At 38.1% G+C, this 26128-nt stretch carries 24 protein-coding genes; 20 read left to right on the top strand and 4 right to left on the bottom strand.

Features of this window, described 5'->3' with window-relative positions:
- The first annotated feature begins 46 nt into the window (after positions 1-46).
- From QH639_RS23690 to QH639_RS23625, 14 genes are all read left to right on the top strand, one after another.
- Complete coding sequence (locus QH639_RS23690; RefSeq protein ID WP_131521882.1) at positions 47-4378, top strand: PolC-type DNA polymerase III; 4332 nt, start codon at positions 47-49, stop codon at positions 4376-4378.
- Positions 4379-4713: 335 nt separating this feature from the next.
- Complete coding sequence (rimP, locus tag QH639_RS23685) at positions 4714-5190, top strand: ribosome maturation factor RimP (protein WP_004269252.1); 477 nt, start codon at positions 4714-4716, stop codon at positions 5188-5190.
- Between the two features lie 24 nt (positions 5191-5214).
- The gene (nusA, locus tag QH639_RS23680) at positions 5215-6354 is read left to right on the top strand and encodes a transcription termination factor NusA (protein WP_131521881.1); all 1140 of its coding nucleotides are present in this window, start codon (positions 5215-5217) and stop codon (positions 6352-6354) included.
- A 136-nt stretch (positions 6355-6490) separates the two neighbouring features.
- On the top strand, positions 6491-6769 hold the full coding sequence (rnpM, locus tag QH639_RS23675; RefSeq protein WP_131521880.1) for an RNase P modulator RnpM: 279 nt from the start codon (positions 6491-6493) through the stop codon (positions 6767-6769).
- Positions 6766-7074 (top strand): YlxQ family RNA-binding protein, encoded by a 309-nt coding sequence (locus tag QH639_RS23670; protein ID WP_016994544.1) that lies wholly within the window; start codon positions 6766-6768, stop codon positions 7072-7074. Before rnpM ends, QH639_RS23670 begins: the two co-directional genes overlap by 4 nt.
- Positions 7075-7088: 14 nt before the next feature.
- Complete coding sequence (gene infB / locus QH639_RS23665; RefSeq protein ID WP_281115351.1) at positions 7089-9371, top strand: translation initiation factor IF-2; 2283 nt, start codon at positions 7089-7091, stop codon at positions 9369-9371.
- Positions 9371-9649: a DUF503 domain-containing protein gene (locus QH639_RS23660; protein WP_010858486.1), complete on the top strand. Its 279-nt coding sequence runs from the start codon at positions 9371-9373 to the stop codon at positions 9647-9649. Before infB ends, QH639_RS23660 begins: the two co-directional genes overlap by 1 nt.
- Before the next feature lie 76 nt (positions 9650-9725).
- Complete coding sequence (rbfA, locus tag QH639_RS23655) at positions 9726-10067, top strand: 30S ribosome-binding factor RbfA (protein ID WP_004225003.1); 342 nt, start codon at positions 9726-9728, stop codon at positions 10065-10067.
- A gap of 107 nt (positions 10068-10174) precedes the next feature.
- Positions 10175-11086, top strand: coding sequence for a tRNA pseudouridine(55) synthase TruB (truB, locus tag QH639_RS23650; protein ID WP_281115350.1), 912 nt, complete (start codon positions 10175-10177; stop codon positions 11084-11086).
- Between the two features lie 12 nt (positions 11087-11098).
- Positions 11099-12046 (top strand): riboflavin biosynthesis protein RibF, encoded by a 948-nt coding sequence (gene ribF, locus QH639_RS23645; protein WP_131521877.1) that lies wholly within the window; start codon positions 11099-11101, stop codon positions 12044-12046.
- A 174-nt stretch (positions 12047-12220) separates the two neighbouring features.
- On the top strand, positions 12221-12490 hold the full coding sequence (gene rpsO / locus QH639_RS23640) for a 30S ribosomal protein S15 (protein WP_004224992.1): 270 nt from the start codon (positions 12221-12223) through the stop codon (positions 12488-12490).
- A gap of 438 nt (positions 12491-12928) precedes the next feature.
- Positions 12929-13447, top strand: a complete 519-nt coding sequence (locus QH639_RS23635) for a DoxX family protein (protein ID WP_048391558.1) — start codon at positions 12929-12931, stop codon at positions 13445-13447.
- Between the two features lie 614 nt (positions 13448-14061).
- The gene (pnp, locus tag QH639_RS23630; protein ID WP_131521876.1) at positions 14062-16176 is read left to right on the top strand and encodes a polyribonucleotide nucleotidyltransferase; all 2115 of its coding nucleotides are present in this window, start codon (positions 14062-14064) and stop codon (positions 16174-16176) included.
- A gap of 89 nt (positions 16177-16265) precedes the next feature.
- Positions 16266-17489 carry a M16 family metallopeptidase gene (locus QH639_RS23625; RefSeq protein ID WP_281115349.1) on the top strand — a complete coding sequence of 408 codons (1224 nt, stop codon included), beginning with the start codon at positions 16266-16268 and terminating at the stop codon, positions 17487-17489.
- Positions 17490-17787: 298 nt separating this feature from the next.
- On the opposite strand, the gene QH639_RS23620 is transcribed toward QH639_RS23625, so the two are convergent.
- Genes QH639_RS23620 through QH639_RS23605 form a run of 4 tightly spaced genes read right to left on the bottom strand, consistent with a single transcriptional unit; the run spans position 17788 to position 20263 of the window.
- Positions 17788-18402 carry an ABC-2 transporter permease gene (locus tag QH639_RS23620; RefSeq protein WP_131521874.1) on the bottom strand — a complete coding sequence of 205 codons (615 nt, stop codon included), beginning with the start codon at positions 18400-18402 and terminating at the stop codon, positions 17788-17790.
- A gap of 10 nt (positions 18403-18412) precedes the next feature.
- Complete coding sequence (locus QH639_RS23615; RefSeq protein WP_131521873.1) at positions 18413-19039, bottom strand: ABC-2 transporter permease; 627 nt, start codon at positions 19037-19039, stop codon at positions 18413-18415.
- 2 nt (positions 19040-19041) lie between these two features.
- On the bottom strand, positions 19042-19884 hold the full coding sequence (locus tag QH639_RS23610) for an ABC transporter ATP-binding protein (protein ID WP_131521872.1): 843 nt from the start codon (positions 19882-19884) through the stop codon (positions 19042-19044).
- Between the two features lies 1 nt (position 19885).
- Positions 19886-20263 carry a GntR family transcriptional regulator gene (locus tag QH639_RS23605; protein ID WP_004224968.1) on the bottom strand — a complete coding sequence of 126 codons (378 nt, stop codon included), beginning with the start codon at positions 20261-20263 and terminating at the stop codon, positions 19886-19888.
- 142 nt (positions 20264-20405) lie between these two features.
- On the opposite strand from QH639_RS23605, the gene QH639_RS23600 reads away from it, so the two are divergent.
- The 6 genes from QH639_RS23600 (at position 20406) to QH639_RS23575 (ending at position 26021) form a co-directional block, all read left to right on the top strand.
- Positions 20406-20669: a YlmC/YmxH family sporulation protein gene (locus QH639_RS23600; RefSeq protein ID WP_004224966.1), complete on the top strand. Its 264-nt coding sequence runs from the start codon at positions 20406-20408 to the stop codon at positions 20667-20669.
- Positions 20670-20678: 9 nt separating this feature from the next.
- Positions 20679-21458, top strand: coding sequence for an NAD(P)-dependent oxidoreductase (locus QH639_RS23595; RefSeq protein ID WP_004224963.1), 780 nt, complete (start codon positions 20679-20681; stop codon positions 21456-21458).
- Entirely contained in the window at positions 21452-22042 is a 591-nt protein-coding gene (locus QH639_RS23590; protein WP_004224962.1) for a dipicolinate synthase subunit B, read from the top strand. The genes QH639_RS23595 and QH639_RS23590 overlap by 7 nt, the downstream gene beginning before the upstream one ends.
- Before the next feature lie 82 nt (positions 22043-22124).
- Positions 22125-23162, top strand: a complete 1038-nt coding sequence (locus QH639_RS23585; protein WP_131521871.1) for an aspartate-semialdehyde dehydrogenase — start codon at positions 22125-22127, stop codon at positions 23160-23162.
- Between the two features lie 13 nt (positions 23163-23175).
- Entirely contained in the window at positions 23176-24075 is a 900-nt protein-coding gene (gene dapA, locus QH639_RS23580; protein WP_048391545.1) for a 4-hydroxy-tetrahydrodipicolinate synthase, read from the top strand.
- 278 nt (positions 24076-24353) lie between these two features.
- Positions 24354-26021: a ribonuclease J gene (locus QH639_RS23575; protein WP_048391543.1), complete on the top strand. Its 1668-nt coding sequence runs from the start codon at positions 24354-24356 to the stop codon at positions 26019-26021.
- Positions 26022-26128 lie beyond the last annotated feature (107 nt).

The following is a 26128-nucleotide window of genomic DNA, read 5'->3' as shown; positions in this document are numbered from 1 at the left end:
ATGAGGCTAAAGAAATTGCCTCTTTCTGAAAGTAGGTGTCATTAGATTGGAACAGCAACAAGAGGCAAGAATGAGACTTCGAATGCTCTTGCAACAACTAGAGTTAACAGATGATGTATATATGTCATTTTTTGAGGAAGGTGAACTATCACGCCTGACAGTTCATAAAAAGGATAGACTTTGGCATTTCACAATTAAGTTAAAGGATATATTACCGTTTCCGTTATATCAGCTTTTCCGTACGCATTTGACAGAGAAATTTTCAGCAATCGCGCAAGTTAATACAACATTCGAAACATTGGAAAAAAATGTAACGGAGGAACTGGTGCAAGCGTACTGGCTAAATGTTGTGGAACAAATTGATGAGATGGCTCCAACGCTTAAAAATTGTCTCATCACCCAAATACCAACGTGGAACGGCCAAAAGATGACTTTATCCTGTATGCAGGAAATGGAATTTATGATGCTCAAAACAAAGTATGCTGACAAACTAGCAGAAAGCTATGGTCAATTTGGTTTCCCTCGTATGGCAATCGACTTTGTGCTACAAGAAGAAACAGAAGAAATGATAGCAGCACAGGAAGCATTTATGGAGCAGAAACGTCTGGAAGAAGTGGCTCTGGCACAGCAAGCGATGCAAGATTTCCAAAAGCGTGAGCAAGAGAAGAAAGACAATCCGGCACTGGCCAACCTTGGTGACCGTCCATTCCAACTTGGGATGCATATTAAAGATGATGAAATCATGGAAATTAAGCGGATTGTTGAAGAAGAGCGCCGTGTTATTATTGAAGGATTTGTCTTTGATACGGAAATAAAAGAATTAAAAAGTGGCCGTTCCTTATTACAAATCAAAATTACCGACTATACAGATTCCATCATTGTTAAAATGTTTTCTCGTGACAATGATGATGCTGAATTAATGCAACATCTGAAAAAGGGCATGTGGGTGAAAGTTCGAGGCTCTGTGCAAACCGATACGTTTATTCGTGATTTAATCGTCATGGCGAATGATATTAATGAAATCAAAAAAGAAACACGACAGGATTTAGCACCAGAGGGTGAAAAGCGTGTTGAATTACATTTGCATACACCAATGAGCCAAATGGACGCTGTTACACCTGTTGATCGGCTTGTTGCTCAAGCTGCAAAGTGGGGGCATCCAGCGATAGCTATTACAGATCATGCGGTGGTGCAATCTTTCCCTGAAGCATATGCAGCGGGCAAAAAACATGGCATTAAGATTATATATGGTCTGGAAGCAAATTTAGTTGATGATGGTGTACCAATTGCCTATGCTCCAGAGCATCGTTTATTAGCAGACACAACGTATGTTGTTTTTGACGTAGAAACGACAGGGCTATCAACTGCCTATGATACGATTATTGAATTGGCTGCAGTTAAAATTAAAGATGGACAAGTGATTGATAAATATGAAAGCTTTGCAAATCCACATCATCCACTTTCGGCCACTACCATTGAATTAACAGGTATTACAGATGATATGGTGCGAAATGCACCAGAGGTAGAGCAGGTCATTAAAGAATTTCATGCCTTTATCGGCGATGCAATCGTTGTCGCTCATAACGCATCATTTGATATAGGCTTCCTATATACAGGCTATAAAAAATTTGGTCTTGAAGAGACAATCCATCCTGTCATTGATACATTAGAGCTAGCAAGATTGCTTTATCCTACAATGAAAAACCATCGCTTGAATACACTGTGTAAAAAATTCAATATTGAATTAACACAGCATCACCGAGCAATTTATGATACAGAAGCGACAGGATATCTATTGTTGCAGCTATTAAAGGATGCTGATGAGCTAGCTATTAAATACCATGATGACTTCAATAAGCATATTGGTGGTGGGGATGCCTATAAAAAAGGTAGACCTATGCATTGTACAATTTTAGCAGTTGATAATGCAGGCTTAAAAAACTTATTTAAAATCGTCTCACACTCTCATACAAAAACATTCTATCGTGTTCCTCGGGTGACACGTGCTGTGCTTGAACAATATCGTGAGGGTTTATTAGTTGGATCAGGTTGCAGTAATGGTGAAGTATTCGAAACAATGATGAATAAGTCTCCAGAGGAAGCAGAGAAAGTCGCTCGTTTTTATGATTATATTGAGGTGCAACCGAAGGCTGTATATGCACCATTAATCGAACGCAATGTTGTACGTGATGAATGGACATTAGAAGATATTATCCGTAAACTTGTTAAACTCGGGAAGAAGCTAGATAAACCTGTTGTTGCAACTGGAAATGTTCATTATTTAGATCCGACAGATGGGATGTTTAGGCAAATACTTATTGGTTCACAAGGTGGAGCAAATATTTTAAATCGTTCTAAGCTACCAGAGGTACATTTTAGAACAACTGATGAAATGCTGAAAGAATTTGATTTTTTAGGACCCGATCTTGCAAAAGAAGTGGTTGTGACGAATGCTCAAAAAGTAGCAGCAAGTATTGGAGACGTTAAACCGATTAAGGATGACCTATATACACCAAAAATTGAGGGCTCTGATGATGAAGTAACCAATTTAACTTATGAAATGGCCCATCGTATTTATGGTGAGGAATTACCGGAAATTGTGAAAGCTCGAATTGAGAAAGAGTTAAAATCGATTTTGGGACACGGTTTTGGTGTAATTTATTTAATTTCTGCCAAGCTAGTGAAAAAATCATTAGCTGATGGCTATTTAGTAGGGTCACGTGGTTCGGTAGGTTCCTCATTAGTAGCCACTTTTATGGAAATCACAGAGGTTAACCCATTACCTCCTCACTATATTTGTCCTAGTTGTAAACATTCCGAGTTTTTCGATGATGGATCTGTCAGCTCAGGCTTCGATTTACCAAATAAAGACTGTACGGAATGTGGAACACCTTATAAAAAAGATGGACAAGACATACCATTTGAAACCTTCCTTGGATTCAAAGGTGATAAGGTACCAGATATCGATTTAAATTTTTCGGGTGAATATCAGCCTCAAGCGCACAACTATACAAAGGTGCTATTTGGTGAGGATTATGTATTCCGTGCGGGAACAATTGGTACAGTTGCGGAGAAAACAGCATATGGCTATGTGAAAGGCTATGCAAATGATCATAATTTACATTTTCGTGGAGCAGAAGTTGATCGTTTAGTTCAAGGCTGTACAGGAGTAAAACGTACAACTGGGCAACACCCTGGAGGAATTATTGTTGTTCCAGATTATATGGATATTTATGATTTCTCTCCAGTGCAATTCCCTGCAGATGCGCAGGATGCAGAATGGCGTACAACCCATTTTGATTTCCACTCTATTCATGACAATATTTTAAAGCTAGATATACTTGGACACGATGATCCAACGGTGATCAGGATGTTACAGGATTTATCAGGAATCGATCCTAAAACAATTCCGACCGATGATCCTGTCGTCATGAAAATTTTTAGTTCTCCTGAATCTTTAGGTGTTACAGAAAAGCAAATTGGCTGTAAGACAGGGACACTAGGTATACCAGAATTCGGTACGCGTTTTGTACGTCAAATGCTAGAAGATACAAAGCCTTCGACATTTTCGGAGCTTGTACAAATTTCTGGACTTTCCCATGGAACAGACGTATGGCTAGGGAATGCACAAGAATTAATTCAAAACGGTACATGTGTGCTAAAAGAAGTAATTGGTTGTCGTGATGACATTATGGTGTATTTAATTTATCAAGGTCTAGAGCCGTCACTAGCCTTCAAAATTATGGAATCTGTTCGTAAAGGGAAAGGTTTATCAGAAGAATTTGAAGCGGAGATGCTCGCTAATAAAGTACCAGGTTGGTATATTGAATCTTGTAAAAAGATAAAATACATGTTCCCGAAAGCCCATGCCGCAGCATACGTGCTAATGGCAGTACGAATTGCTTGGTTCAAGGTACATTTTCCAATCCTTTATTATGCAGCGTATTTCACAGTTCGAGCAGATGATTTTGATTTAATTGCAATGGTACAAGGATCGCAAATGATTCGAGCAAGGATTGATGAAATCAATATGAAAGGCTTAGATGCATCTACTAAAGAGAAAAACTTATTAACGGTGCTAGAGCTTGCACTGGAAATGTGTGAGCGAGGTATGAGTTTCCAAAAGGTTGACCTATATCGTTCCCAAGCTAGTGAGTTTGTCATTGATGGCAATTCACTAATTCCTCCGTTTGATGCAATTCCGGGTCTTGGAACCAACGTGGCGAAAACGATTGTAGCTGCTCGTGAAGAGGGAGAGTTTTTATCCAAGGAAGATTTACAGCAACGTGGTCGTGTTTCCAAAACACTTATTGAATACATGGACCAGCTTGGTTGTTTAGAAGGCATGCCTGATGCTAATCAGCTATCGCTATTCTAGTTTTGCAATTGTTTTGCATGGAAAGGTCATAATGTCAATTCAAATTCCTGACACAATATGGTTATCTATAATGAAGGAAATTTGCATTGTGTCGAGAACTGTGCTATTCTTATGGTAATAATTTGTTGATATTTTTCCAGCAAAAGAGTGGGGCATACCCGCTCTTTTCTGTTGTTTAACCGTAGCAAAACAAATTTTGACTAACAGCAGGTAAGACCGTAAAATTTCACCAAAGCAACTGGTGGAATTTCTGTTTTATTATGGTTCATTACTGCGTTAACTTGATAGTGATGAACAATTCATACGCTAGAATTTGATAAATACAGGAGGAAATAATGAGCAAAGTACCATCTTTAATTGAAGAGCTCGCTAAACCAATTGTGGATGAGTTAAATCTTGAGCTAGTGGATATTGAGTTCGTAAAAGAAGGACGTAACTGGTTTTTACGTGTCTATGTTGATACACCTGAAGGTGGAATTGACATCGATCAATGTGCTCAAGTGAGTGAACGACTAAGCTTGTTATTGGATGAAAAAGATCCAATTACACAAAACTATTATTTAGAAGTTTCTTCGCCTGGAGCGGAACGTCCATTAAAAAAAGATACAGATTTTGTCAAAGCAGTTGGCAAGTTTATTTATGTAAAAACCTATGAGCCCATCAAGGACATGAAGGAATTCCAAGGCTACTTAACGTCATACGATGAACATACATTAGTGATGGAAGTGCGTATTAAAACACGTAAAATAACAGTAACAATTGAACAAGAAAAAATCGCATTGGCACGACTTGCCATTGATTTTTCAGCATAAAGCATATTTAGGAGTGAAAACAAAATGAGTAGTGATTTGTTAGATGCGCTGAATGCGCTAGAAGAACAAAAAGGAATTTCAAGAGATGTGTTAATCGAAGCCATTGAAGCGGCATTAGTTACAGCTTACAAACGCAACTTTAACCAAGCACAAAATGTTCGAGTAGACTTAAATTTAGATAAGGGCTCAATTCGTGTATTTTCACGTAAAGATGTTGTGGAAGAGGTAGAAGATGATCGTTTGCAAATTTCTTTAGAAGATGCAAAAGTCATTAATCCAGCCTATCAGCTAGAGGATATCGTGGAGCAGGAAGTAACACCACGTAACTTTGGACGCATTGCTGCACAAACAGCAAAGCAGGTAGTTACACAACGCGTACGTGAAGCGGAACGAGGTTTAATTTATGAGCAATACGTAGATCGTGAAGATGATATCGTAACTGGCGTTGTTGAACGTTTAGATGCTCGTAATATCTATGTAGGTTTAGGCAAAGTAGAAGCGGCATTGCCTGTTAATGAACAAATCCAAGGTGAATCTTATCATCCGCATGATCGTATTAAAGTGTATATTACAAAAGTGGAACGTACAACACGTGGACCTCAAGTGATTGTGTCTCGTACACATCCTGGTTTATTACGTCGATTATTTGAGATGGAAGTACCTGAAATTTATGAGGGTATTGTAGAGATTAAATCAATTGCACGTGAAGCTGGAGATCGCTCTAAAATTTCTGTTTTCGCACATAATGAGGAAGTGGATCCAGTTGGTTCATGTGTTGGAGCAAAGGGAGCTCGTGTACAAACGATTGTCAATGAACTAAATGGCGAAAAAATTGATATCGTAGAATGGTCTGAAGACCCAGTTGTATTTGTAGCTAATGCATTAAGCCCATCAAAAGTATTAGATGTACAAGTGAATGAAGAAGAAAAGTCGACAACAGTCGTGGTACCAGACTATCAATTATCTCTAGCTATCGGTAAACGTGGGCAAAATGCTCGCCTAGCAGCGAAGCTTACTGGCTGGAAAATTGATATTAAGAGTGAGACTGATGCTCGTGAATTAGGTATTTATCCTTCGGCTACAAGCACTTTCATCCCTGCTGATGATGAAGAAAGTGATTTTGATGATGTAGCAGTTGACTTATATCAAGACGACGAAGAATAAGTAAGAAAGCCCGTGTGACAAGTTAGCTGACAGTATTCAGTGGGCCCCCTACGCCGACTGAATACTGTCAGAGCGTCAAGTAGAGCATGACTTGTCCACCTCTTACGACAAGCTTCAGAGAGGAATGGTGATTCTTATGGCTGTAAACAAAAAAGTACCTCTTCGTAAATGTGTAGCAACTGGAGAAATGCTACCAAAGAAAGAGATGATACGTGTTGTTCGTTCGAAAGAGGGCGAAGTAAGTGTAGATATCTCCGGGAAAAAGCCTGGGCGTGGTGCCTATGTCTCTAAATCAGAGCAGGCAGTTGACCTCGCGCGTAAGAAAAATGTATTAGGGCACCAACTTGATGTGAAAATTCCTGAAGAAATATATGAGGAACTTATTTTGCTGATTCGTAGGGAGTCTATTTTATGATGAATCAAGCAATATTTAATTTGCTTGGAATCGCGGCAAGAGCACGTAAGGTGATTTCAGGAGAAGAGTTAGTAGTAAAGGAAGTCCGCAATGGCAATGCTAAACTAGTACTGCTTGCAAACGATGCTTCTAAAAACTCTAGTAAAAAAATTCAAGATAAGTGCACGTACTACAACGTTGAGTATCATGTAATTGGAGATCGATATGATCTAGGACATGCTACAGGTAAGGAGGCCCGAGTGGCTTTAGCTATTACCGATAAAGGTTTTGCAAGTAAATTGTCTAGTCTACTCAACGAAAACTAATCGGGGGTGAGCAGATGACCAAAATCAGAGTTCATGAATATGCGAAGCAAGTGAATAAAACGAGTAAAGAGGTTATTGAAGCACTAAGTAAATTAAATGTGAGTGTAACAAACCATATGTCTATGTTGGAAAAAGACGCTGTGGCAAAGTTAAATCAAACATTTAAAGCAACACCTGAGAAAAATGTAGCAAAACAATCAACTCAAAACATGGCACAAAAGCCTCAATCAAATGGCCAGCAAAAACCACAGCATTCGGTGAAAAAGCAAGTAGGACAAAGGCAGCAATCTGCTACTTCTAAGCCAAAAGCAAACAATCAGCAACATGCACAGCAAAACTCAAATTCGTCTAACGAAAAATCTAAGAATACAAAAGGTAATCAAAATAGAAATATGACACAAAATAATAATAATAACAATAATAATCGTAGAGGTGGCGGTGGTTACAACCAACGTCCAAAACCAGGGATTCATGGAGGCAAACGTCGCCATCCAAAAACGCATCAACCATCAATTCCAGTGAAACAAAAGGAACTTCCAGAAAAAATTACTTTTGTTGAATCATTATCAGTTGCAGAATTAGCAAAAAAATTACACCGTGAGCCATCTGAAATCATTAAAAAATTATTCATGCTTGGCGTAATGGCAACAATTAACCAAGAATTAGATAAGGATGCAATTGAATTAATTTGCGCAGACTATGGTGTAGAAGTGGAAGAAGAAATTCGTGTAGATATTACGGATTTAGAAACACACTTCGAGCAAACAGAAGAAGTAAACGAGGCAGATTTATCAGAACGTCCGCCAGTTGTAACAATTATGGGTCACGTTGACCATGGTAAAACAACTTTATTAGACTCTATTCGCCATACAAAGGTAACAGCAGGAGAAGCTGGTGGTATTACACAACATATTGGTGCATACCAAGTGACAGAAGGCGACAAGAAAATTACATTCCTTGATACACCAGGACATGCGGCTTTCACAACAATGCGTGCGCGTGGTGCAAAAGTAACGGATTTAACAATTTTAGTCGTAGCTGCTGATGATGGTGTTATGCCACAAACAGTAGAAGCTATTAATCACGCCAAGGCAGCTGAAGTACCAATTATTGTGGCTGTGAATAAAATGGATAAACCATCGGCAAATCCAGATCGTGTAATGCAAGAATTAACAGAGCATGGCTTAGTTCCTGAAGCATGGGGCGGGGACACAATTTTCGTTCCAATTTCAGCGTTAAAAGGTGAAGGCATTGATACATTGTTAGAGATGATTTTACTTGTAGCTGAAGTAGGCGAGCTTAAAGCCAACCCAGAACGTTTAGCACTTGGAACAGTAATCGAAGCGCAGCTTGATAAAGGTCGTGGCTCTGTTGCTACGCTTTTAGTACAAGATGGAACATTAAAAGTAGGTGACCCAATCGTTGTAGGTCATACGTATGGTCGTGTACGTGCGATGGTAAATGATAAAGGTCGTCGTGTAAAAGAAGCTGGCCCATCAACTCCAGTTGAAATTACAGGTTTAAATGATGTACCTCAAGCAGGTGACCGTTTCGTTGTCTTTGAAGACGAGAAAACAGCGCGTCAAGTTGGGGAAACAAGAGCAATGTCAGCGATCCAAGCACAACGTTCAGAAAAACAACGTGTAACGCTAGATAACTTATTTGAACAAATGAGCCAAGGCGAAATGAAAGAGCTTAACTTAATTGTGAAAGCTGACGTTCAAGGTACTGTTGAAGCAATGGCAGCCTCTCTAATGAAAATTGATGTGGAAGGCGTAAATGTGAAAATTATTCACACAGGTGCTGGAGCTATTACCGAATCTGATATTTCTCTTGCAGCAGCTTCTAATGCGATTGTTATTGGATTTAACGTCCGTCCGGATGTTAACGCAAAACGTGCAGCAGAAGAAGAGGGTGTAGATATTCGCTTACACCGCATTATCTATAAAGTAATTGAAGAGATTGAACAAGCAATGAAAGGTATGCTTGATCCTGAATTTGAAGAAAAAATTATTGGTCAAGCAGAAGTTCGTCAAACAATTAAAGTATCAAAAGTTGGTACAATTGCTGGTTCATATGTAACAGAAGGAAAGGTAACACGTGACTCAGGTGTACGTGTGATCCGTGATAACGTCGTTATTTTTGAAGGTGAGCTAGATACGCTTAAACGCTTCAAAGATGAAGTAAAAGAAGTGGCAAAAGGATACGAATGTGGTATTACGATTACAAACTTCAACGATATTAAAGAAGGCGATATTATTGAAGCCTATATTATGGAAGAGGTTAAACGCGCCTAATGATCGTGTATGCAGAGGTTGAATTTATCATTCAAACTGCCCATTCGTTAAAGGAAAAGCGTGCTGTCTTACAGCGTATGATTACCCGCACAAAGCAGAAATTTAATGTTTCTATTGCGGAAATTGACCATCAAAATGTATGGCAGCGTACGAAATTAGCACTTGTTGCTGTTTCCTCATCAAAGGACGCAGCTGAGCGGGAAATTAATCACGCGCTCCATTATTTACAGTCAAATCCGTCATGGGAACAGCTTAATGTGTGGCGAGATTATTTATAAGTAATAGTAGATAGTTGAGAGTGTGAACAGCAATAATATATCAACTATCTGTACATCGAAATAGAGGTGACAAATTATGTCTCTACGTTCAAACCGTGTTGCCGAGCAAATGAAAAAGGAGCTTGGTGATATTCTTGGCCGTAAAATAAAAGATCCGCGTGTTGGTTTTGTGACTGTTACAGGTGTTGAAGTAACGGGTGATTTACAGCAAGCGACTATTTATATTACATCTTTAGGCAACGAACGTGAACGAGAGGAAACGCTTAAAGCTTTAGTAAAAGCTTCGGGCTTCATTCGCTCTGAAATCGGATCACGTATTCGTTTACGACGTACACCAGAATTAATCTTTGAATTTGATTCATCGATTGAATATGGTAACCGTATTGATTCATTGCTTAGAGATTTACACAAAGAATAAGCTAAAAAAGTCTGCCACATGCATGTTTATGCAGGCAGACTTTTTATCTTCATGGAAAAGGTTATATTGCCAATGAATTATAGAGTAGGCAATTTGGGAGGAGCTATATGAACGGTATTTTACCGCTTTGGAAAGAAAGAGGCATGACGAGCCATGACTGTGTCTTTAAATTACGCAAAATTTTACGGACAAAAAAAGTTGGGCATACAGGGACACTTGATCCAGGTGTTGAGGGCGTACTGCCAATTTGTATTGGCCAAGCAACTCGAATAGCAGAATATTTAACTGACGCAGGGAAAACCTATGAAGCCATTATCTCAATAGGTCGTTCTACGACAACCGAGGATGCAGAGGGTGAAACCGTTGAAGAAGATCTTACGGTAAAAAATTTTTCTCGTGAGCAGGTGTTAGAGGTTTTAGCTTCATTAACTGGCGTTATTGAACAAACACCACCCATGTTTTCAGCAGTAAAAGTAAATGGGAAGCGCCTCTATGAATATGCGAGAAAAGGCGAAAGTGTTGAAAGACCTACTCGCCAAGTAACAATTTATGATTTGGAGCTACTTGATGAGCTAGCACAATATGAGGGGCAAGAAATCACAATTCCAGTACGTATCGCTTGTAGTAAAGGGACATATATTCGAACATTAGCTGTGCAAATTGGTGAGGCTCTTGGCTATCCAGCACATATGAAGGAGCTTGTACGAACTGCTTCCGGTACTTTTACACGGAATAATTGTTTTACGTTAGCACAGGTTGCTGAGCTAATGGAGGATGAGCAAATAGCTACCTGTATTTTACCTGTCGAGTATGCATTAGCAGACTATCCATATATTGAGATTACGAGTGCTAATGAAAAAGAAATTTTCAATGGACAAGTGCTTCCAGCAGATGCATTATTAAATAGTCATGATAAAATTGTGTATGGAATCAATGGAAAGGCAGTTGCGGTTTATCAAGCTCACCCAACAAAGGATGGTTTGATGAAGCCACATAAGATGTTTCCGACGATAGAGTAGGAGGATTTTTCAATGGAGGTCATTCATTTAAAATACCCACATCAATTACAGCAACGAGAAAGCATGCAGCCGTATTCATTAGCTCTTGGCTTTTTCGATGGTGTACATAGAGGGCATCAAGCAGTTATCAAGGCGGCTAAGGAAGAGGGCAACAAGCGACAAATTCCAACTGCAGTGATGACATTCGATCCACATCCTTCATTAGTCCTTGGTGGACGTAACGAAAAGGTTTTTTATATTACACTCTTACAACAGAAATTACAGCTGTTTGAAGAACAGGGTGTGGATACGGTATTCGTTGTCCACTTCACTTCAGATTTTGCCAAACTTTCACCAGCGGCATTTATTGATACATTTATCCGTGGATTAAATATTCAGCATGTGACAGCTGGCTTCGATTATTCGTTTGGAGCATTTGGTAAGGGAACAATGGAAGATATGCGTTTATTAAGTAATGGTGAGTATGGCGTTACAATTGTTGAGAAGAAAACAGATGATGTTGAGAAAATCAGCTCTACTCGTATACGCAAGCTATTACAAGAAGGCGATATGGAAGAAGCAACAGTTTTATTAGGGAGACCGTTTGAAATCAATGGGATTGTTGTCCATGGTGATAAACGTGGTCGTACTATTGGTTTCCCTACTGCAAATGTCCAAGCATTAGAAGGAACGTTTATTCCAGCAAGTGGTGTTTATGCTGTACGTCTGCTTGTACAAAATAATTGGTATGATGGTGTTTGCAACGTGGGCTATAAGCCAACTTTCAAAGATCCAAATGATAAGCAATTATCGATTGAAGTTCATATTTTAAACTTTGATAAAAATATCTATGGTGAAGAAGTACATGTGGCATGGTATAAACGTATACGAAGTGAACGCAAATTCGATGGTATTGAGGCCTTGAAAACACAAATTGAAAAGGATAAACAAGAAGCAATCCGTTACTTTAACCAGCTATAAGAAGTCCTTCATTATTGTCGTCACATTAGCCAAGTCGACGTTTTACTTGCTTGACTATGTGATTTATGGTAATATTCATAAGTGCATAAATGCTTAACCTTAGCTCGGTAGATCGATGACTCCAACGTTTACTGTGCTAATGGGGATTAATTATAATTTAGGAGGTCCATACAAATGGCTATTACAAAAGAACGAAAAAACGAAATTATCGCTGAGTACCGTACTCACGAAAGTGACACTGGTTCACCAGAAGTACAAGTTGCAGTATTAACAGAGGAAATCAATGCTCTAAATACTCACTTACGTACTCACAAAAAAGATTTCCACTCTGAGCGTGGTCTTCTTAAAATGGTAGGTCGTCGTCGTCACTTATTAAAATACCTTCGTGAAACAGACGTACAACGTTACCGTGAATTAATCAACCGTTTAGGCTTACGTCGCTAATTAATAGCAAAAGTAATCCTATATTAGACTGTAGACAAACTGATGCTTGTCTACAGTCTTTTTTTTGAGATAATCTTGTTAATTTTGTTCAACAATAAGCCATAACTTTTTTACACTACGATGAACGATAGATAAAAATGATTTGATACTTGATAAAAGGGTGATATATTCTAATCACATTTCACAGCCCATTTATAGTCATTGCGTTCATCATTGCAGTGTAATTGAAGTAGATAAATTGAAGGCTAGATTGCTATTATATTTCATGAAATACAATCCAGCCAATTATAGGATAGAGGCTCAAAATTGGTACATAAGCGTCAATCATACAATCTAAATGCTATCATTGAATACTAGTAAACGATGGCTATGGGTTAAAAACTTTCTATGTTAATAGTTGGTGAAATGTAAACTAAATCATTTAGAAGGGTGAGTAGGATGTTTAACCAATTATTAAGAGAGAATAATATTGTTGCAGGTATTTTAACAGTTATTCGTGTTTATTTAGGCTGGCATTGGCTTACAGCAGGTTGGGGAAAATTGTTTAATGGCTTTGATGCATCTGGCTTTTTAGCCAATGCTATTGCAAATCCAGTGACAAGTGGAGAAGAGCTCGCATACCCACTGTATGTAAAGTTTATTGAATCATTTGCTTTGCCAAATGCTGAGCTAATTAATATTCTTGTGCCTTGGGGAGAATTTTTAGTAGGGCTAGGATTAATTCTGGGATGCTTAACGACATATGCTGCATTTTTCGGTATGGTCATGAATTTTGCCTTCCTAATGGCAGGTACTATATCTAGCAATCCTTGGGATATTTTACTTGCAATCTTTATAGCCGTTGCTGGTTACAATGCTGGGAAATTCGGGCTTGACCGCTTCATTATGCCAATCATAGGTGAAAAGATGGCGAGAAATAAGAAAAAAGAAGTTGTTCAACCTGTTAAAATTACATAATAAACTTTTTACATATCTACTATTAGGAGACTACTCATTAGTCTGAGTATACCCCGCCCATTATATGGGTGGGGTATTTAAGTTGTTGAAAAAAGAAATGTCACTAGCAGAAAAGCAAGGTGAGGGGGTGATTTCCGTTCCACTGGGCGTCCGATGATCCAGCTTTACTCACTTACGCTACTTTCACAAAAATTCTATTGATGGTTTTACTTTTCAATACTATGTAAATCCCGACTATTATTTGCCTGACTTACTAACTTTCCTAGATGAGCCAACTTTCTTTTACCTTATAGGATGTTGTATGATAAGCTCCATGTTATAATAAGTCTATTGTTTAAACTTGTATTTGAAAAACTAATGTTAGCGAAGCAGTTATTTCCATTTACATACATTACTTTTCGTCAAGAAGGAATCAATATAAAAAAATCCATATACCAAAAATGCTTTTTCAATAAAATAATGAAATAAATCTTAAATAAATTGGCAATAACTGAATTTAAATGTATGATTATTTCATGAAATATTATTTAGCATAGAACAAGCATTTTTGGTACACTTACTATTAGTACATACAGACGAAGTAAGTGTTTTTATAATAGAGAGGGGTTCATTGAATGAACGAAAAGAAAGTCTATTCCTATGAATGGGCTGGCCGTCCACTTGTAATTGAAGTAGGACAGTTAGCAAAACAAGCAAACGGAGCCGCATTAGTACGCTATGGCGATACTTCTGTACTTGCTACAGCAACAATGTCAAAATCACCTAAACCACTTGATTTCTTCCCATTAACAGTAAACTATGAAGAGCGTCTATATGCTGCAGGTAAAATTCCTGGCGGCTTTATTAAGCGTGAAGGACGTCCATCTGAAAAGGCGATTTTAGCAAGCCGTTTAATCGACCGTCCGATTCGTCCGATGTTCCCGGATGGTTTCCGTAATGAAGTACAAGTTATTTCTATGGTTATGTCAAATGATCCTGACTGTACATCTGAAATGGCAGCAATGGTTGGTTCATCATTAGCATTAGCGATCTCTGATATTCCATTTGATGGGCCAATAGCAGGTGTACAAGTTGGTTATATTGATGGACAATTCATTGTAAACCCGACAGTAGAGCAATCGAATCGCTCAACAATTCATTTGTCTGTAGCGGGGAACAAAGATGCTATCAATATGGTTGAAGCGGGTGCACTTGAGGTACCAGAGGAAATCATGTTAGAAGCAATTATGTTCGGTCATGAAGAAATCAAAAAAATCATTGCTTTCCAAGAGCAAATTGTGGCAGAGGTTGGTAAAGAAAAGTTACCAGTGACACTATTTGAAATTGATGAAGCAATTCAAGCCGATATAAAAGCAGCTTGTGAGACTGATATGCATGATGCAATTCAAACGGCAGAGAAACATGCTCGTGATGAGGCAATTCAAGCTGTGAAAGAGCGAGTTATCGCTTCCTATGAAGAGCAAGAAGCAGACGACGAAACAATGAAACAAGTGTACACAATTCTTGACAAGATGGTAAAAGAAGAAGTACGCCGTCAAATCACGGAAGATAAGATTCGTCCAGATGGTCGTAAGCTCGACGAAATCCGACCACTTTCTTCTGAAACAGGCTTATTACAACGTACACATGGTTCAGGTCTGTTTACACGTGGACAAACACAAGCACTTTCTATTTGTACATTAGGTGCGCTTGGTGATGTACAAATTATTGACGGTTTGGGTGTGGAAGAGTCAAAACGCTTTATGCACCATTATAACTTCCCACAATTTTCTGTAGGGGAAACGGGTCCAATCCGTGGGCCAGGTCGTCGTGAAATTGGTCATGGTGCGTTAGGTGAGCGTGCACTTGAAGCAGTCATTCCTGATGAGTCGGTCTTCCCTTATACAATTCGTTGTGTATCAGAAGTACTTGAATCAAACGGATCAACTTCCCAAGCTTCTATTTGTGCGTCTACATTAGCCATGATGGATGCAGGTGTTCCATTAAAAGCACCAGTTGCAGGTATTGCAATGGGCCTTATTAAAAAAGGTGAACATTATTCTATTTTAACGGATATTCAAGGAATGGAAGACCATTTAGGCGATATGGACTTTAAAGTGGCTGGTACAGCTAAAGGTGTAACAGCTCTACAAATGGACATTAAAATTGATGGTTTATCTCGCAATATTTTAGAAGAAGCACTGACACAAGCAAAAGTTGGACGTATGCATATTCTAGAATCAATGCTTGCTACACTGCCAGAGCCACGTAAACAATTATCTGCGTTTGCACCAAAAATTGTTATTGTAAAAATTAATCCTGATAAAATTCGCGATGTAATTGGACCAGGTGGTAAACAAATTAATAAAATTATTGAAGAAACGGGCGTTAAGATTGATACAGAGCAAGATGGTACAATCTATATTTCTTCTGCCGATGAAGCAATGAATGCACGTGCAAAACAAATTATTGAAGATATCGTACGTGAAGCAAAAGTAGGGGAATACTACTTATCAACAGTGAAACGTATTGAAAAATTCGGCGCCTTTTGCGAAATCTTCCCAGGGAAAGATGGCTTGCTTCACATTTCTGAAATTCAAGAGGAACGTACAAAGCAAGTGGAGGATGTCTTAAAACTTGGTGATCAATTACTTGTGAAAGTGATTGAAATCGACAAGCAAGGTCGTGTGAATTTATCTCGCAAAGTAGTAATTCAAGAGGAAAAAGAGCGCGCTGAACAAGAAAAATAATATCGATTAAAAGGCTGCGTAGATTGCGCAGCCTTTTTCGATAGTAGCAAGAAGAAAAGTAGAGGATTTTTATAATTGGGGGAGATAGTTTGGTTCAAGTACATACATGTCAGAATGGTGTTCGTATTGTATCAGAGCAAATTGATCATGTAAGATCAGTGGCATTAGGTATTTTTGTGAATGCTGGCTCTCGCTATGAGCTACCTGAAGAGAATGGTATCACACATTTTATTGAGCATATGTTGTTTAAAGGCACAACAACTCGTTCAGCTCGTCAAATTGCTGAAGAATTTGATCGAATCGGAGGAGAGCTAAATGCCTTCACATCGAAAGAAAATACATGTTACTATGCTAAAGTTTTAGATCATCATGCGGAGCTTGCGGTCACAATACTAGCAGATATGTTTTTTAATTCTACATTTGCGGAAGAAGAATTAGAAAAAGAGCGACAAGTAGTATTAGAAGAAATTTTAATGAGCGAAGATGCTCCTGATGATGATGTTCATGAGAAGCTGTGGGGTGTCATGTATCCGAATGATGCACTCGGTCGTCCAATACTAGGCACAGCTGCTACATTAAAGACATTTACAGCAGATGCTATACGACAATACATGGATAAACATTATGGGCCAGAGTCCGTTGTTATTTCTATTGCAGGTAATATTTCATCTCAGCTTATGCAAACGATTGAAGATTTATTTGGTCACTATCAACCTTCACCGCATGCTATTGCGCCTGTCCTGACAAATCCTTCATTTTATCCAGGGGAAATTACAAAAATACGCGATACAGAGCAGGCACATGTCGCGATTTCCTATCCAGCAATTGGTGTAAAAGATCCAGATATGTATAGCTTTATTGCGCTTAACAATATAATTGGAGGCAATATGAGTTCTCGATTGTTTCAGGAAGTACGAGAAGAACGTGGACTAGCCTATTCTATTTTCTCCTATCAATCGTGTTATGCCGATGTAGGTGCTTTTACGATTTATGGTAGTACTAGTCGACAGCAATTAGCACAGCTTCAGCACACGATTGATGCCACTTTATTAGATATTGTAGCGGGTGGTGTTACAGAGGAGGAGCTTGATAATGCGAAAGAGCAGCTTAAAGGCAGCTTTGTCCTTGGGCTAGAAGGGACGGGGGCTCGTATGAATCGTAATGGAACAAGTGAACTTGTCCATCGCAAGCATCGAACAGTAGACGAGGTTCTTAAATCGATCGATGCCGTATCGATGGAATCGGTGGATCGACTGATTGCCAAAATTTTAAAAGCAGAGCCAGCTATCTCAATCATAGGTCCTAGCGAATAAAGATATTTTAATTAGAAGCATATAAAAAGGAGAACTTTGATTAATTTCGAAGTTCTCCTTTACTATCTGGGAAAGTCTGTTATTTTCAATGTGGATAAGTGTCAACAACCCTCCATAAGATGAGTAGTGAACACCTTTGCTAAAAAGGTAGCACTTTATGAGCTGGTGTGGAAAACTTTACCCTCGAGGGATAGTGAGACTAGTTTGCCTTTAAACCAAGAAGGTAGCGGCCCTGCATATGCCCATAGGAAAGCAAGTAGCCTGCAATGGGAATCCATTTCCTATTTTTAATGAATGTTTAGCAAACTTCCTTTGCCATATATAAATAAAGACATTTGTGAAACACAAGAAAAGTGATGAGGATACTAACCAGTGTTGGTATGAATAAGATAATTAAATTTGCAGCTACTAGTGATAAATAATAATGAATAACAAAATTTAGCAGAATGATAAGCACAATAGCTGTAAGCATTCTAACCGTTCGCATTCTCTCTATTTCATCAAGATGCTGAATATAAAATTGACTACAGATGAGGAAAGAAGCGCTACTTATATAGGCACAGTACATAGCAAGATGCTCTATAAAATTTTCAGATGCATCAGGTTGTGAGAAATACATAGGCGCAAGGACAATAAAGAGCAATGCAATAAGGCCATAGCAAAATAAAAAATCGGATTGCAATTGTTTTTTCTTTGATAGAGGTAGCGTATTGACATACATTGTCCACTTTACTTGACGGTCGCCTCTATATATATTATCTACGATGTTGGCTGAAATTACGACAACAAATAATCCGATAGAAGGACTATCTACAAAAGGTAAATGAACAAAATGAAGAAGTAAACATATCGTCATTGTAAAAAGAATAGTCCATTTTTGTACGACGATTCTTTGTAACAACAGTGCTCGCATGGGATCCCTCCTAAAACTCTTTTCTTTTATAAATAGCAGTAGAAACAAGAGAGGAGAGGCAGAGCAGTATAAGTCCGCCCAAAGGTGCTAAATAGACATATTGCTTTAAATATAAAAAGGTTTGAGTCATATCAGGGATATATTCTTTAAACATCCCCGTTAAGAAGCCAGGGATAAAACAAAACGCAATGAGGACTATTCTTCCTTTAATAGAGCCAAATTTAATATAGATAGGTAGTAATACGGCTAATAAACAGAGCGCCGATGTTACGATCAAATTAAACGTTAGGAAAAATTCTGAAGTAATGTCGTTATTGGTAAAAAAATTGATGAAAAATAGGATAGGTAATGCCATAACAAGGCCGATAATCATTAACATCACACTAAGTATATATTTACTTAAAACGATATCCGTTTTAGGAATTGGTAAAGTATTAGCGTATTTATCCCACTTACTGTGTTCATCGTAGCTAAGCGCAGTTATCGCTTGTATCGTAACAATAAAAACAATAACAGCTAGAAGCATTGCGCTTTGCTGCATAAAAATCGCCATCACAAGAAGAAATACAAGAACAAATGCTTGTGCTTTCATTTGTCGTTGAATGGTCATTAAATCTTTTAGGATAAGTCCTACCATATTTAAACACTACCTTTCACGAAAAATAGCATAATATCTTCAATAGAAGGTCTTTCAAGTCTGAAAGCCTCATTTACTTCATTTTTCAGAACTAGTGCTTCTATTCCAAATGCACCAGGACGGGTTCTCAGAATAGCATGCTCTGGCAAGTCGTTTACTTCCTCATTGTTACCTTTGAAAATACCATATTCATATAATAAAGCATCTTTACTCTCGCTCAATAAAATCTCACCATTATGAATTAATGTAATATAGTCAGCAATTTTTTCTAAATCGCTTGTAATGTGCGAAGAAAATAAAATGCTGTGGGTTTCATCCTGCATAAATGCTAAAAATAAATCCAGAATTTCATCCCGAATAATAGGGTCTAAACCACTTGTGGGCTCATCTAAAATCAATAATTTTGGATGATGTGCCAATGCTAAGGCAATTGATAGCTTCATCCTCATTCCTCGTGAAAGTTCCTTAATCTTCTTCCTCTTTGGTACCTTAAATTGAGCCAATCTTTCAAAATAATAGTCTGAATCCCATGTTTGAAATACTTTTCTCATGATTTTGTCGAGTTGCGTCGCATTTAGCGTTTCTGGTACATGTAAATCGTCAAATACAACGCCGATGTCGTTTTTTATCGATAGTTCGTGTTCGACATGATCTTTGCCAAATAGCAAAATTTCGCCATATTCCTTTTTTAGTAAATTCAGCATGCATTTTATCGTAGTTGATTTGCCAGCCCCGTTTTCTCCAACAAATCCCATTACAGTGCCTTGAGGGACAGAAAAACTTATATCTTTTAGAAAAAAGCCTTCAAAGCCCTTATGTAAATCATGAATTTCAATGGCATTCATATTACTTATCCTCCTCTAACATTAAAGATAGTAGTTCTTGTAATTCTTCACTAGAAAGTCCAGCGGTTTTCGCTATTTTTGCTGCCTTTTGCAAGTGCCCCTCTACCTGCCGTAATAGCTCCTCGCGTAGAAAGTCTTGATTTCGTTCTGTGACAAAGCTCCCTTTACCAGCGACTGTTTCAATGAAACCATCTCGCTCTAAATCAGCATAGGCACGTTTAGTGGTCATCACACTTATTTTTAAATCCTTTGCTAAAGCGCGGATAGAAGGTAGTGCATCACCTGCCTGTAATTTATTAGCTAAAATAGCCTCCTTGAGCTGTATGGTGATTTGCTCATAAATAGGTTTTTCACTCGCATTACTTAAATGGATATGCACAAATCATCACCTCTTATAACTGTATATATACACTATATACAGATAGCGATGAAAATGCAACATATTCGTACTTTTGGTAGGGGTCACGATTTGCAAAAAGTCGGCATATATTGAGGTAACGGCTCAAGGAGGGAGATGAGGCATGTTACTATCTGAGATGGTGGATAAGGAGTTAATTCAAATTGAGGGTGGCGTACATTTTGGCATCCTGGCACATACAGAATGCCTATTAGATGTGCAAACAGGGAAAATACATGGTTTTGAAATTGTAAAAGATAAACTACCATTCCAAAAAAAGAAAATGAAAGTTAGTGAAATGATACCTTGGCATGAAATTATTTTAATTGGTGAAGATCGTATTTTATTTAATAAGACATCTACAGTACAGTCAGAATATTTACAGTGAGGTGAGCTTTTGGAAAACGAAAAATGGCTTGTTATCGGTGAGGACTCCCGATTAAAGGAACTAGCTACAATGCTAAGAAGTCCATCGAGAACAGTGTTTTATAAAAGAACGACCGTATGGAACGAAGAGTTAAATAAACTTGTTTTAGAATTCCAGCCTAATAAAATTGTATTACCTATTCTTCCATTAAAAATAGAAGTTGAGCAGCTCTATGGTATATCACAAGTGAAATTTTATACAGGTCGATTAACAATGCATTGGAAGCAATTACTAGAGAAAAATGAATCTATTTGCTATTTACAACAAGAATCATTTATTTGGCAAAATGCTCGATTAACAGCGGAGGGATTTATCGCCACATTTTACGGACTCGAGCAAAAATGTATTTACGGACAAAATTTCACAATCGCAGGTTTTGGTCGTATCGCAAAAATGCTCGCCTCTTTACTAGTTAAGATGGGTGCAAATGTTCATATTGTTGCACGTTCAGTTGTACAAGTGAGTGAAGCAAAAGCATATGGTTATAAAGCCACGAATTTAGATGATCGTCAATGGTCTATTACAGATGGCATTTTTATTAATACAATTCCTGCTAAATGGATCACAGAATCATTTATAGAGCATGTTCCAACTGTTTTATATGACTTGGCTTCAGAGCCAGGATGTTTAGATATAGATTCTGATCAATTACAAACATATGTACTATTGCCATCATTACCTGGGAAATACTTTGCACATGATGCAGCTACAATATTGTGCAAGGCAATAGAGGAGGAAGAAAATTGTTAACGGGGAAACGAATTGGCTTAGGTATTACTGCTTCTCATTGTACGTATGAAGATGTAGTACCTAAAATCCAAAATTTTATTGATGTCGGAGCAACAGTAATTCCAATCATTACCCATTCCGTTTTACATGCAGCTACACGCTTTGGTACAGGTGAAGAGTGGATTGCCAAAATAGAAGCTTTGACAGGAGAAAAAGTTATTTCTTCTATAAAAGAGGCAGAGCCATTTGGTCCATCCAATCCATTAGATGCAATGGTCATTGCCCCCATGACAGGCAATAGCATCAGTAAATTTGCTAATGCAGCAACAGATAGTCCTGTGTTAATGGCAGCAAAGGCAACTTTGCGTAATGGTTCACCTGTAGTTTTAGGTATTTCCACAAACGATGCACTAGGCTTAAATGGCATAAATATTATGAAGCTGTTAAATGCCAAAAATATATATTTTATTCCCTTTGGTCAGGATGCCCCTCACTCCAAACCAAATTCTTTAATTGCTGATTTTGAGCAAATGGTGGATACTGTTCATGCAGCAATTACGCAGAAAAAGCAATTACAACCGCTGTTGATACAATATTTCAAATAAATAAGAGATTACACACAATTTTCAGTATTTTTGTGATACAATAGCACACATTATGGAACATGTATTCAAGGAGAGATGACAGATGACAAAGCAGTTAACAGTTGCGGTTGTTGGGGCAACAGGTGCAGTAGGATCGAAAATGATGGAGCAGTTGATTAAACGTAAATTTCCGATTGGACATATTAAATTTCTAGCTTCTGCTCGTTCAGCAGGAAAATCAATCGAATTTGATGGGGAAACATATACAATTGAAGAAGCGACACCTGAGGCTTTCGAAGGCGTCAATGTCGCTTTATTCTCAGCTGGTGGTTCAGTATCAGCTGTGCTTGCACCAGAAGCAGCTAAGCGGGGTGCAGTAGTTATTGATAATACGAGCCATTTTCGTATGGATCCAGAGGTACCGCTTGTCGTGCCTGAAGTGAATAGAGGCGACTTAGCGAAGCATAAGGGAATTATTGCGAATCCAAACTGCTCGACAATTCAAATGGTAGCTGCACTTGAACCAATTCGTCATGCATTTGGTTTAACAAAGGTAATCGTTTCAACTTATCAGGCAGTATCAGGTGCGGGGATTTCTGCGATCCAAGAATTAAAGGCACAAAGCGAAAACTGGGATGCAGGTAAAGATGTAGAAGCAAATATTTTACCGTCTGGTAGTGATAAACGTCATTACCCAATTGCTCGTAATGTCATTCCACAAATCGATAAATTCACAGATAATGGATTTACATACGAAGAAATGAAAATGATTAATGAGACGAAAAAAATCATGCATGCACCAGAGCTAAAAGTAGCTGCTACTTGTGTTCGTGTGCCAGTCGTTTCAGGTCACTCTGAATCTGTTTATATTGAGGTAGAGAAGGACGCGTCAATCCAAGAGATTTTCGAAGTATTACGCAACGCACCAGGTGTGGTATTACAAGATGATATTGCAACACAAACTTACCCAATGCCTATTTATGCAGAAGGGGAAGACGCTACTTTTGTAGGACGTATCCGTCAAGATTTAGACAACAGCAAAGGGTTCCATCTATGGATCGTTTCTGACAATTTATTAAAAGGCGCCGCATTAAACTCTATCCAAATTGCAGAAGCAATGCTTGAGGATAACTTACTATAAGAGGGGTGTAAGGATGAATTTAGGTCGAATTGGAACGGCAATGATTACGCCGTTCAAAAATGATGGCACGATTAATTATCCAGAACTAGAACGTATTATTAATCATTTAATAGACAATGGTACTGATTGTATTGTTGCTTGTGGTACGACTTCTGAAAACCCAACTATGTCTACAGAAGAGAAAATTGAAGTTGTACGCTTTACAGTTGAGAAAGTAGCAGGACGCGTACCAGTTATTGCAGGTACTGGGGATAATGAAACAGCTTACTCTATCGCAATGACACATAAGGCAGAAGAAAATGGAGCGGACGGCATTATGCTTGTAGCTCCCTACTATAATAAGCCAAATCAACGTGGGATTTATGCTCACTTTGAAACCATTGCTAAACAAACGAGTCTCCCTGTTATGCTTTATAATGTTCCAGGGCGTACTGGGGTCAATGTTGCCTATGAAACTTCTGTTGCATTAAGCAAGATTCCTAATATTGCTTGGATTAAGGAAGCGAGCGGTAACTTAGATCAGATGGGTGATGTTATTGAGAATGTTGATCCAGCTGATGATTTCTTAGTGTATAGTGGGGACGATGGTTTAACACTCCCACTAATGGCCATTGGCGGAGCAGGTGTTATTTCTGTAGCTGCCCATGTGGTAGGCAATGATATGCAATTAATGATTAAAGCGTTTGAAGAAGGAAATCATAAGCTAGCAGCCCAAATTCACCGAGCCTTATTACCTTTAGTACGTGCGCTGTTCGCTCAGCCCAACCCTTCACCGATTAAATATGCGATGACAAAATTAGGATTTGATACACTCAATGTTCGTTTGCCAATGATGGAAATGACAGATGAAGAGAAAGCTAATTTTGATCGAATTTGGGATACGTATCAAGAAAAAGCGAAAAGTTTTAGATAAATAGCAGCGAGGCTGATAGCATTTCAGCCTCGTTTTTTATATTTTATAAAATAAAAAGTATGTACCAAATTTGTAACTCCTCGTCCTTACAAATACTTATTTAGCTCTATTTATACAGGATAGCCAATATTTGTTTTCCATCTGCTAGTAATAAGCAAATAGCAGGAAAATCTATTTCCAACGTGAAACATGTATTTTTAATTTGTGCAAAAGCTTTGCAAACCGTATAATAAATGTTAAGTGGTTGCTGTTCGGGATATTTTTTAGGAGGAAATAAATTGACAAAAAAGAAAAATGAATTAATCCGCATCATCCCTCTTGGTGGTGTAGGCGAAATTGGGAAAGCCATGTACGTAGTAGAAATTGATGAAGAGCTATTTGTGGTGGATAGCGGCTTAATGTTCCCAGAAGATGAAATGCTAGGTATAGATATCGTGATTCCTGACATTACTTACTTAGAAGAAAATAAAGAACGTGTGAAAGGTATTTTCTTAACACATGGTCATGAAGATGCAATTGGCTCTATTGCCTATGTATTACAAAAAATAAAGGCACCTGTGTACGGATCGAAATTAACTATTGCATTAGCAAAGGAACATTTAAAAGAATTACCTGCACCACATCAAGTAAAGTTTTTTGAAGTAACAAACCGTAGTCGTATGAATTTTAACTCAACGTATGTAACATTCTTCCACACAACACATAGTATTCCCGATTCGTTAGGGGTAGTGTTCCATACATCTGAAGGCGCGATTGTTCATACAGGAGAGTTTAAATTCGATCAGTCAGCGACAGGTAAATTTAAACCTGATTTAGCAAAAATGGCACAGCTAGGTGAAGATGGCGTTTTCATTCTATTATCTGAGTCTTGCGAAGCTGAGCGACCAGGATATACGACATCAGAGATTGTCATTGAAGAACAATTATCAAAAACATTCCACTCAGCACCAGGTCGTATTTTAGTAGCTGTTTACGCATCGAATTTTATTCGAATTCAACAAGTATTTGCTCAAGCTCAGAAATCATTCCGTAAGGTTGTAATTGTAGGCAAACCATTGGAAAAGGCAGTTGATTTAGGCGTACAGCTTGGTTATTTAACAGTCGAAGAAGATACAATTATTCCGATCTCGGAAATGCAAAAATATCAAGATGATGAAATTATCATTATTGCAACAGGCAACAGAGGAGAGCCTCTCGATGCTTTAGAAAAAATTGTCCGTAAGCACCATCGTGATATTAAAATTAAACAAGGTGATACGGTACTAATTACGTTTACACCTTCTCCTGGCATGGAAGTTCAAATGGCGAATACAATGAACTCAATGTCAAAAGCAGGCGCTGAAATTTTGACTTCTAGCAAAAATGTCCATGTTTCAGGACATGGTAGCCAAGAAGATTTAAAGCTGATGCTAAACTTAATGCAGCCAAAGTATTTTATTCCTGTACAAGGAGAATACCGTATGCTAATTGCGCACTCTAAATTAGCACAACAGCTAGGTATGCAAAAATCCCAAATTTTTATCGCGGATAAAGGGGATATCGTAGAATATAAAAATAATAAAATGCGCATGAGTGGTCGTGTACAAGCTGGTAATGTCTTAATTGACGGTATTGGTGTAGGCGATGTAGGTAATATTGTCCTTCGTGACCGTAAATTATTATCGCAGGATGGTATTTTCATTGTGGTGGTAACATTAAATCGAGCACAAAAGAAAATTGCCTCTGGGCCAGAAATTTTATCACGAGGCTTTGTCTATGTACGAGAATCAGAGGAATTAATGATTGAGGCTTCTGACATTGCGAGGAATGTGATTGAAAAGTACGTTGGGAAAGAAACCTTTGAATGGACGAACATTAAACAAGAAATTAGAGATACGCTAAATACGTATTTATTCCAAAAAACAAAACGTCGCCCAATGATTATTCCTATAATTATGGAATATTAATTGAACAAGCTCATCGTATATGCTTTGAGGAAAAAATAAATGAAAAAGGATTTTCTCCCAATTGCGGTGGAAAATCCTTTTTTTGAAATATTCAAGTTCTACATGTG

The sequence above is a fragment of the Lysinibacillus sp. 1 U-2021 genome, assembly GCF_029916965.1.
In the GTDB taxonomy this organism is placed as follows: domain Bacteria; phylum Bacillota; class Bacilli; order Bacillales_A; family Planococcaceae; genus Lysinibacillus; species Lysinibacillus capsici.
Note: the sequence above shows the minus strand (reverse complement) of the source record. Positions and strands in the feature narration are given on the sequence as shown.

What these genes read in the sequence shown, in the direction of transcription:
- rimP (WP_004269252.1), top strand. Translation starts at nt 4,714, where the DNA reads ATGAGCAAAGTACCATCTTTAATTGAAGAGCTCGCTAAACCAATTGTG.
- nusA (WP_131521881.1), top strand. Translation starts at nt 5,215, where the DNA reads ATGAGTAGTGATTTGTTAGATGCGCTGAATGCGCTAGAAGAACAAAAA.
- rnpM (WP_131521880.1), top strand. Translation starts at nt 6,491, where the DNA reads ATGGCTGTAAACAAAAAAGTACCTCTTCGTAAATGTGTAGCAACTGGA.
- QH639_RS23670 (WP_016994544.1), top strand. Translation starts at nt 6,766, where the DNA reads ATGATGAATCAAGCAATATTTAATTTGCTTGGAATCGCGGCAAGAGCA.
- infB (WP_281115351.1), top strand. Translation starts at nt 7,089, where the DNA reads ATGACCAAAATCAGAGTTCATGAATATGCGAAGCAAGTGAATAAAACG.
- QH639_RS23660 (WP_010858486.1), top strand. Translation starts at nt 9,371, where the DNA reads ATGATCGTGTATGCAGAGGTTGAATTTATCATTCAAACTGCCCATTCG.
- rbfA (WP_004225003.1), top strand. Translation starts at nt 9,726, where the DNA reads ATGTCTCTACGTTCAAACCGTGTTGCCGAGCAAATGAAAAAGGAGCTT.
- truB (WP_281115350.1), top strand. Translation starts at nt 10,175, where the DNA reads ATGAACGGTATTTTACCGCTTTGGAAAGAAAGAGGCATGACGAGCCAT.
- ribF (WP_131521877.1), top strand. Translation starts at nt 11,099, where the DNA reads ATGGAGGTCATTCATTTAAAATACCCACATCAATTACAGCAACGAGAA.
- rpsO (WP_004224992.1), top strand. Translation starts at nt 12,221, where the DNA reads ATGGCTATTACAAAAGAACGAAAAAACGAAATTATCGCTGAGTACCGT.
- QH639_RS23635 (WP_048391558.1), top strand. Translation starts at nt 12,929, where the DNA reads ATGTTTAACCAATTATTAAGAGAGAATAATATTGTTGCAGGTATTTTA.
- pnp (WP_131521876.1), top strand. Translation starts at nt 14,062, where the DNA reads ATGAACGAAAAGAAAGTCTATTCCTATGAATGGGCTGGCCGTCCACTT.
- QH639_RS23620 (WP_131521874.1), bottom strand. Translation starts at nt 18,402, where the DNA reads ATGCGAGCACTGTTGTTACAAAGAATCGTCGTACAAAAATGGACTATT.
- QH639_RS23615 (WP_131521873.1), bottom strand. Translation starts at nt 19,039, where the DNA reads ATGGTAGGACTTATCCTAAAAGATTTAATGACCATTCAACGACAAATG.
- QH639_RS23610 (WP_131521872.1), bottom strand. Translation starts at nt 19,884, where the DNA reads ATGAATGCCATTGAAATTCATGATTTACATAAGGGCTTTGAAGGCTTT.
- QH639_RS23600 (WP_004224966.1), top strand. Translation starts at nt 20,406, where the DNA reads ATGTTACTATCTGAGATGGTGGATAAGGAGTTAATTCAAATTGAGGGT.
- QH639_RS23585 (WP_131521871.1), top strand. Translation starts at nt 22,125, where the DNA reads ATGACAAAGCAGTTAACAGTTGCGGTTGTTGGGGCAACAGGTGCAGTA.
- dapA (WP_048391545.1), top strand. Translation starts at nt 23,176, where the DNA reads ATGAATTTAGGTCGAATTGGAACGGCAATGATTACGCCGTTCAAAAAT.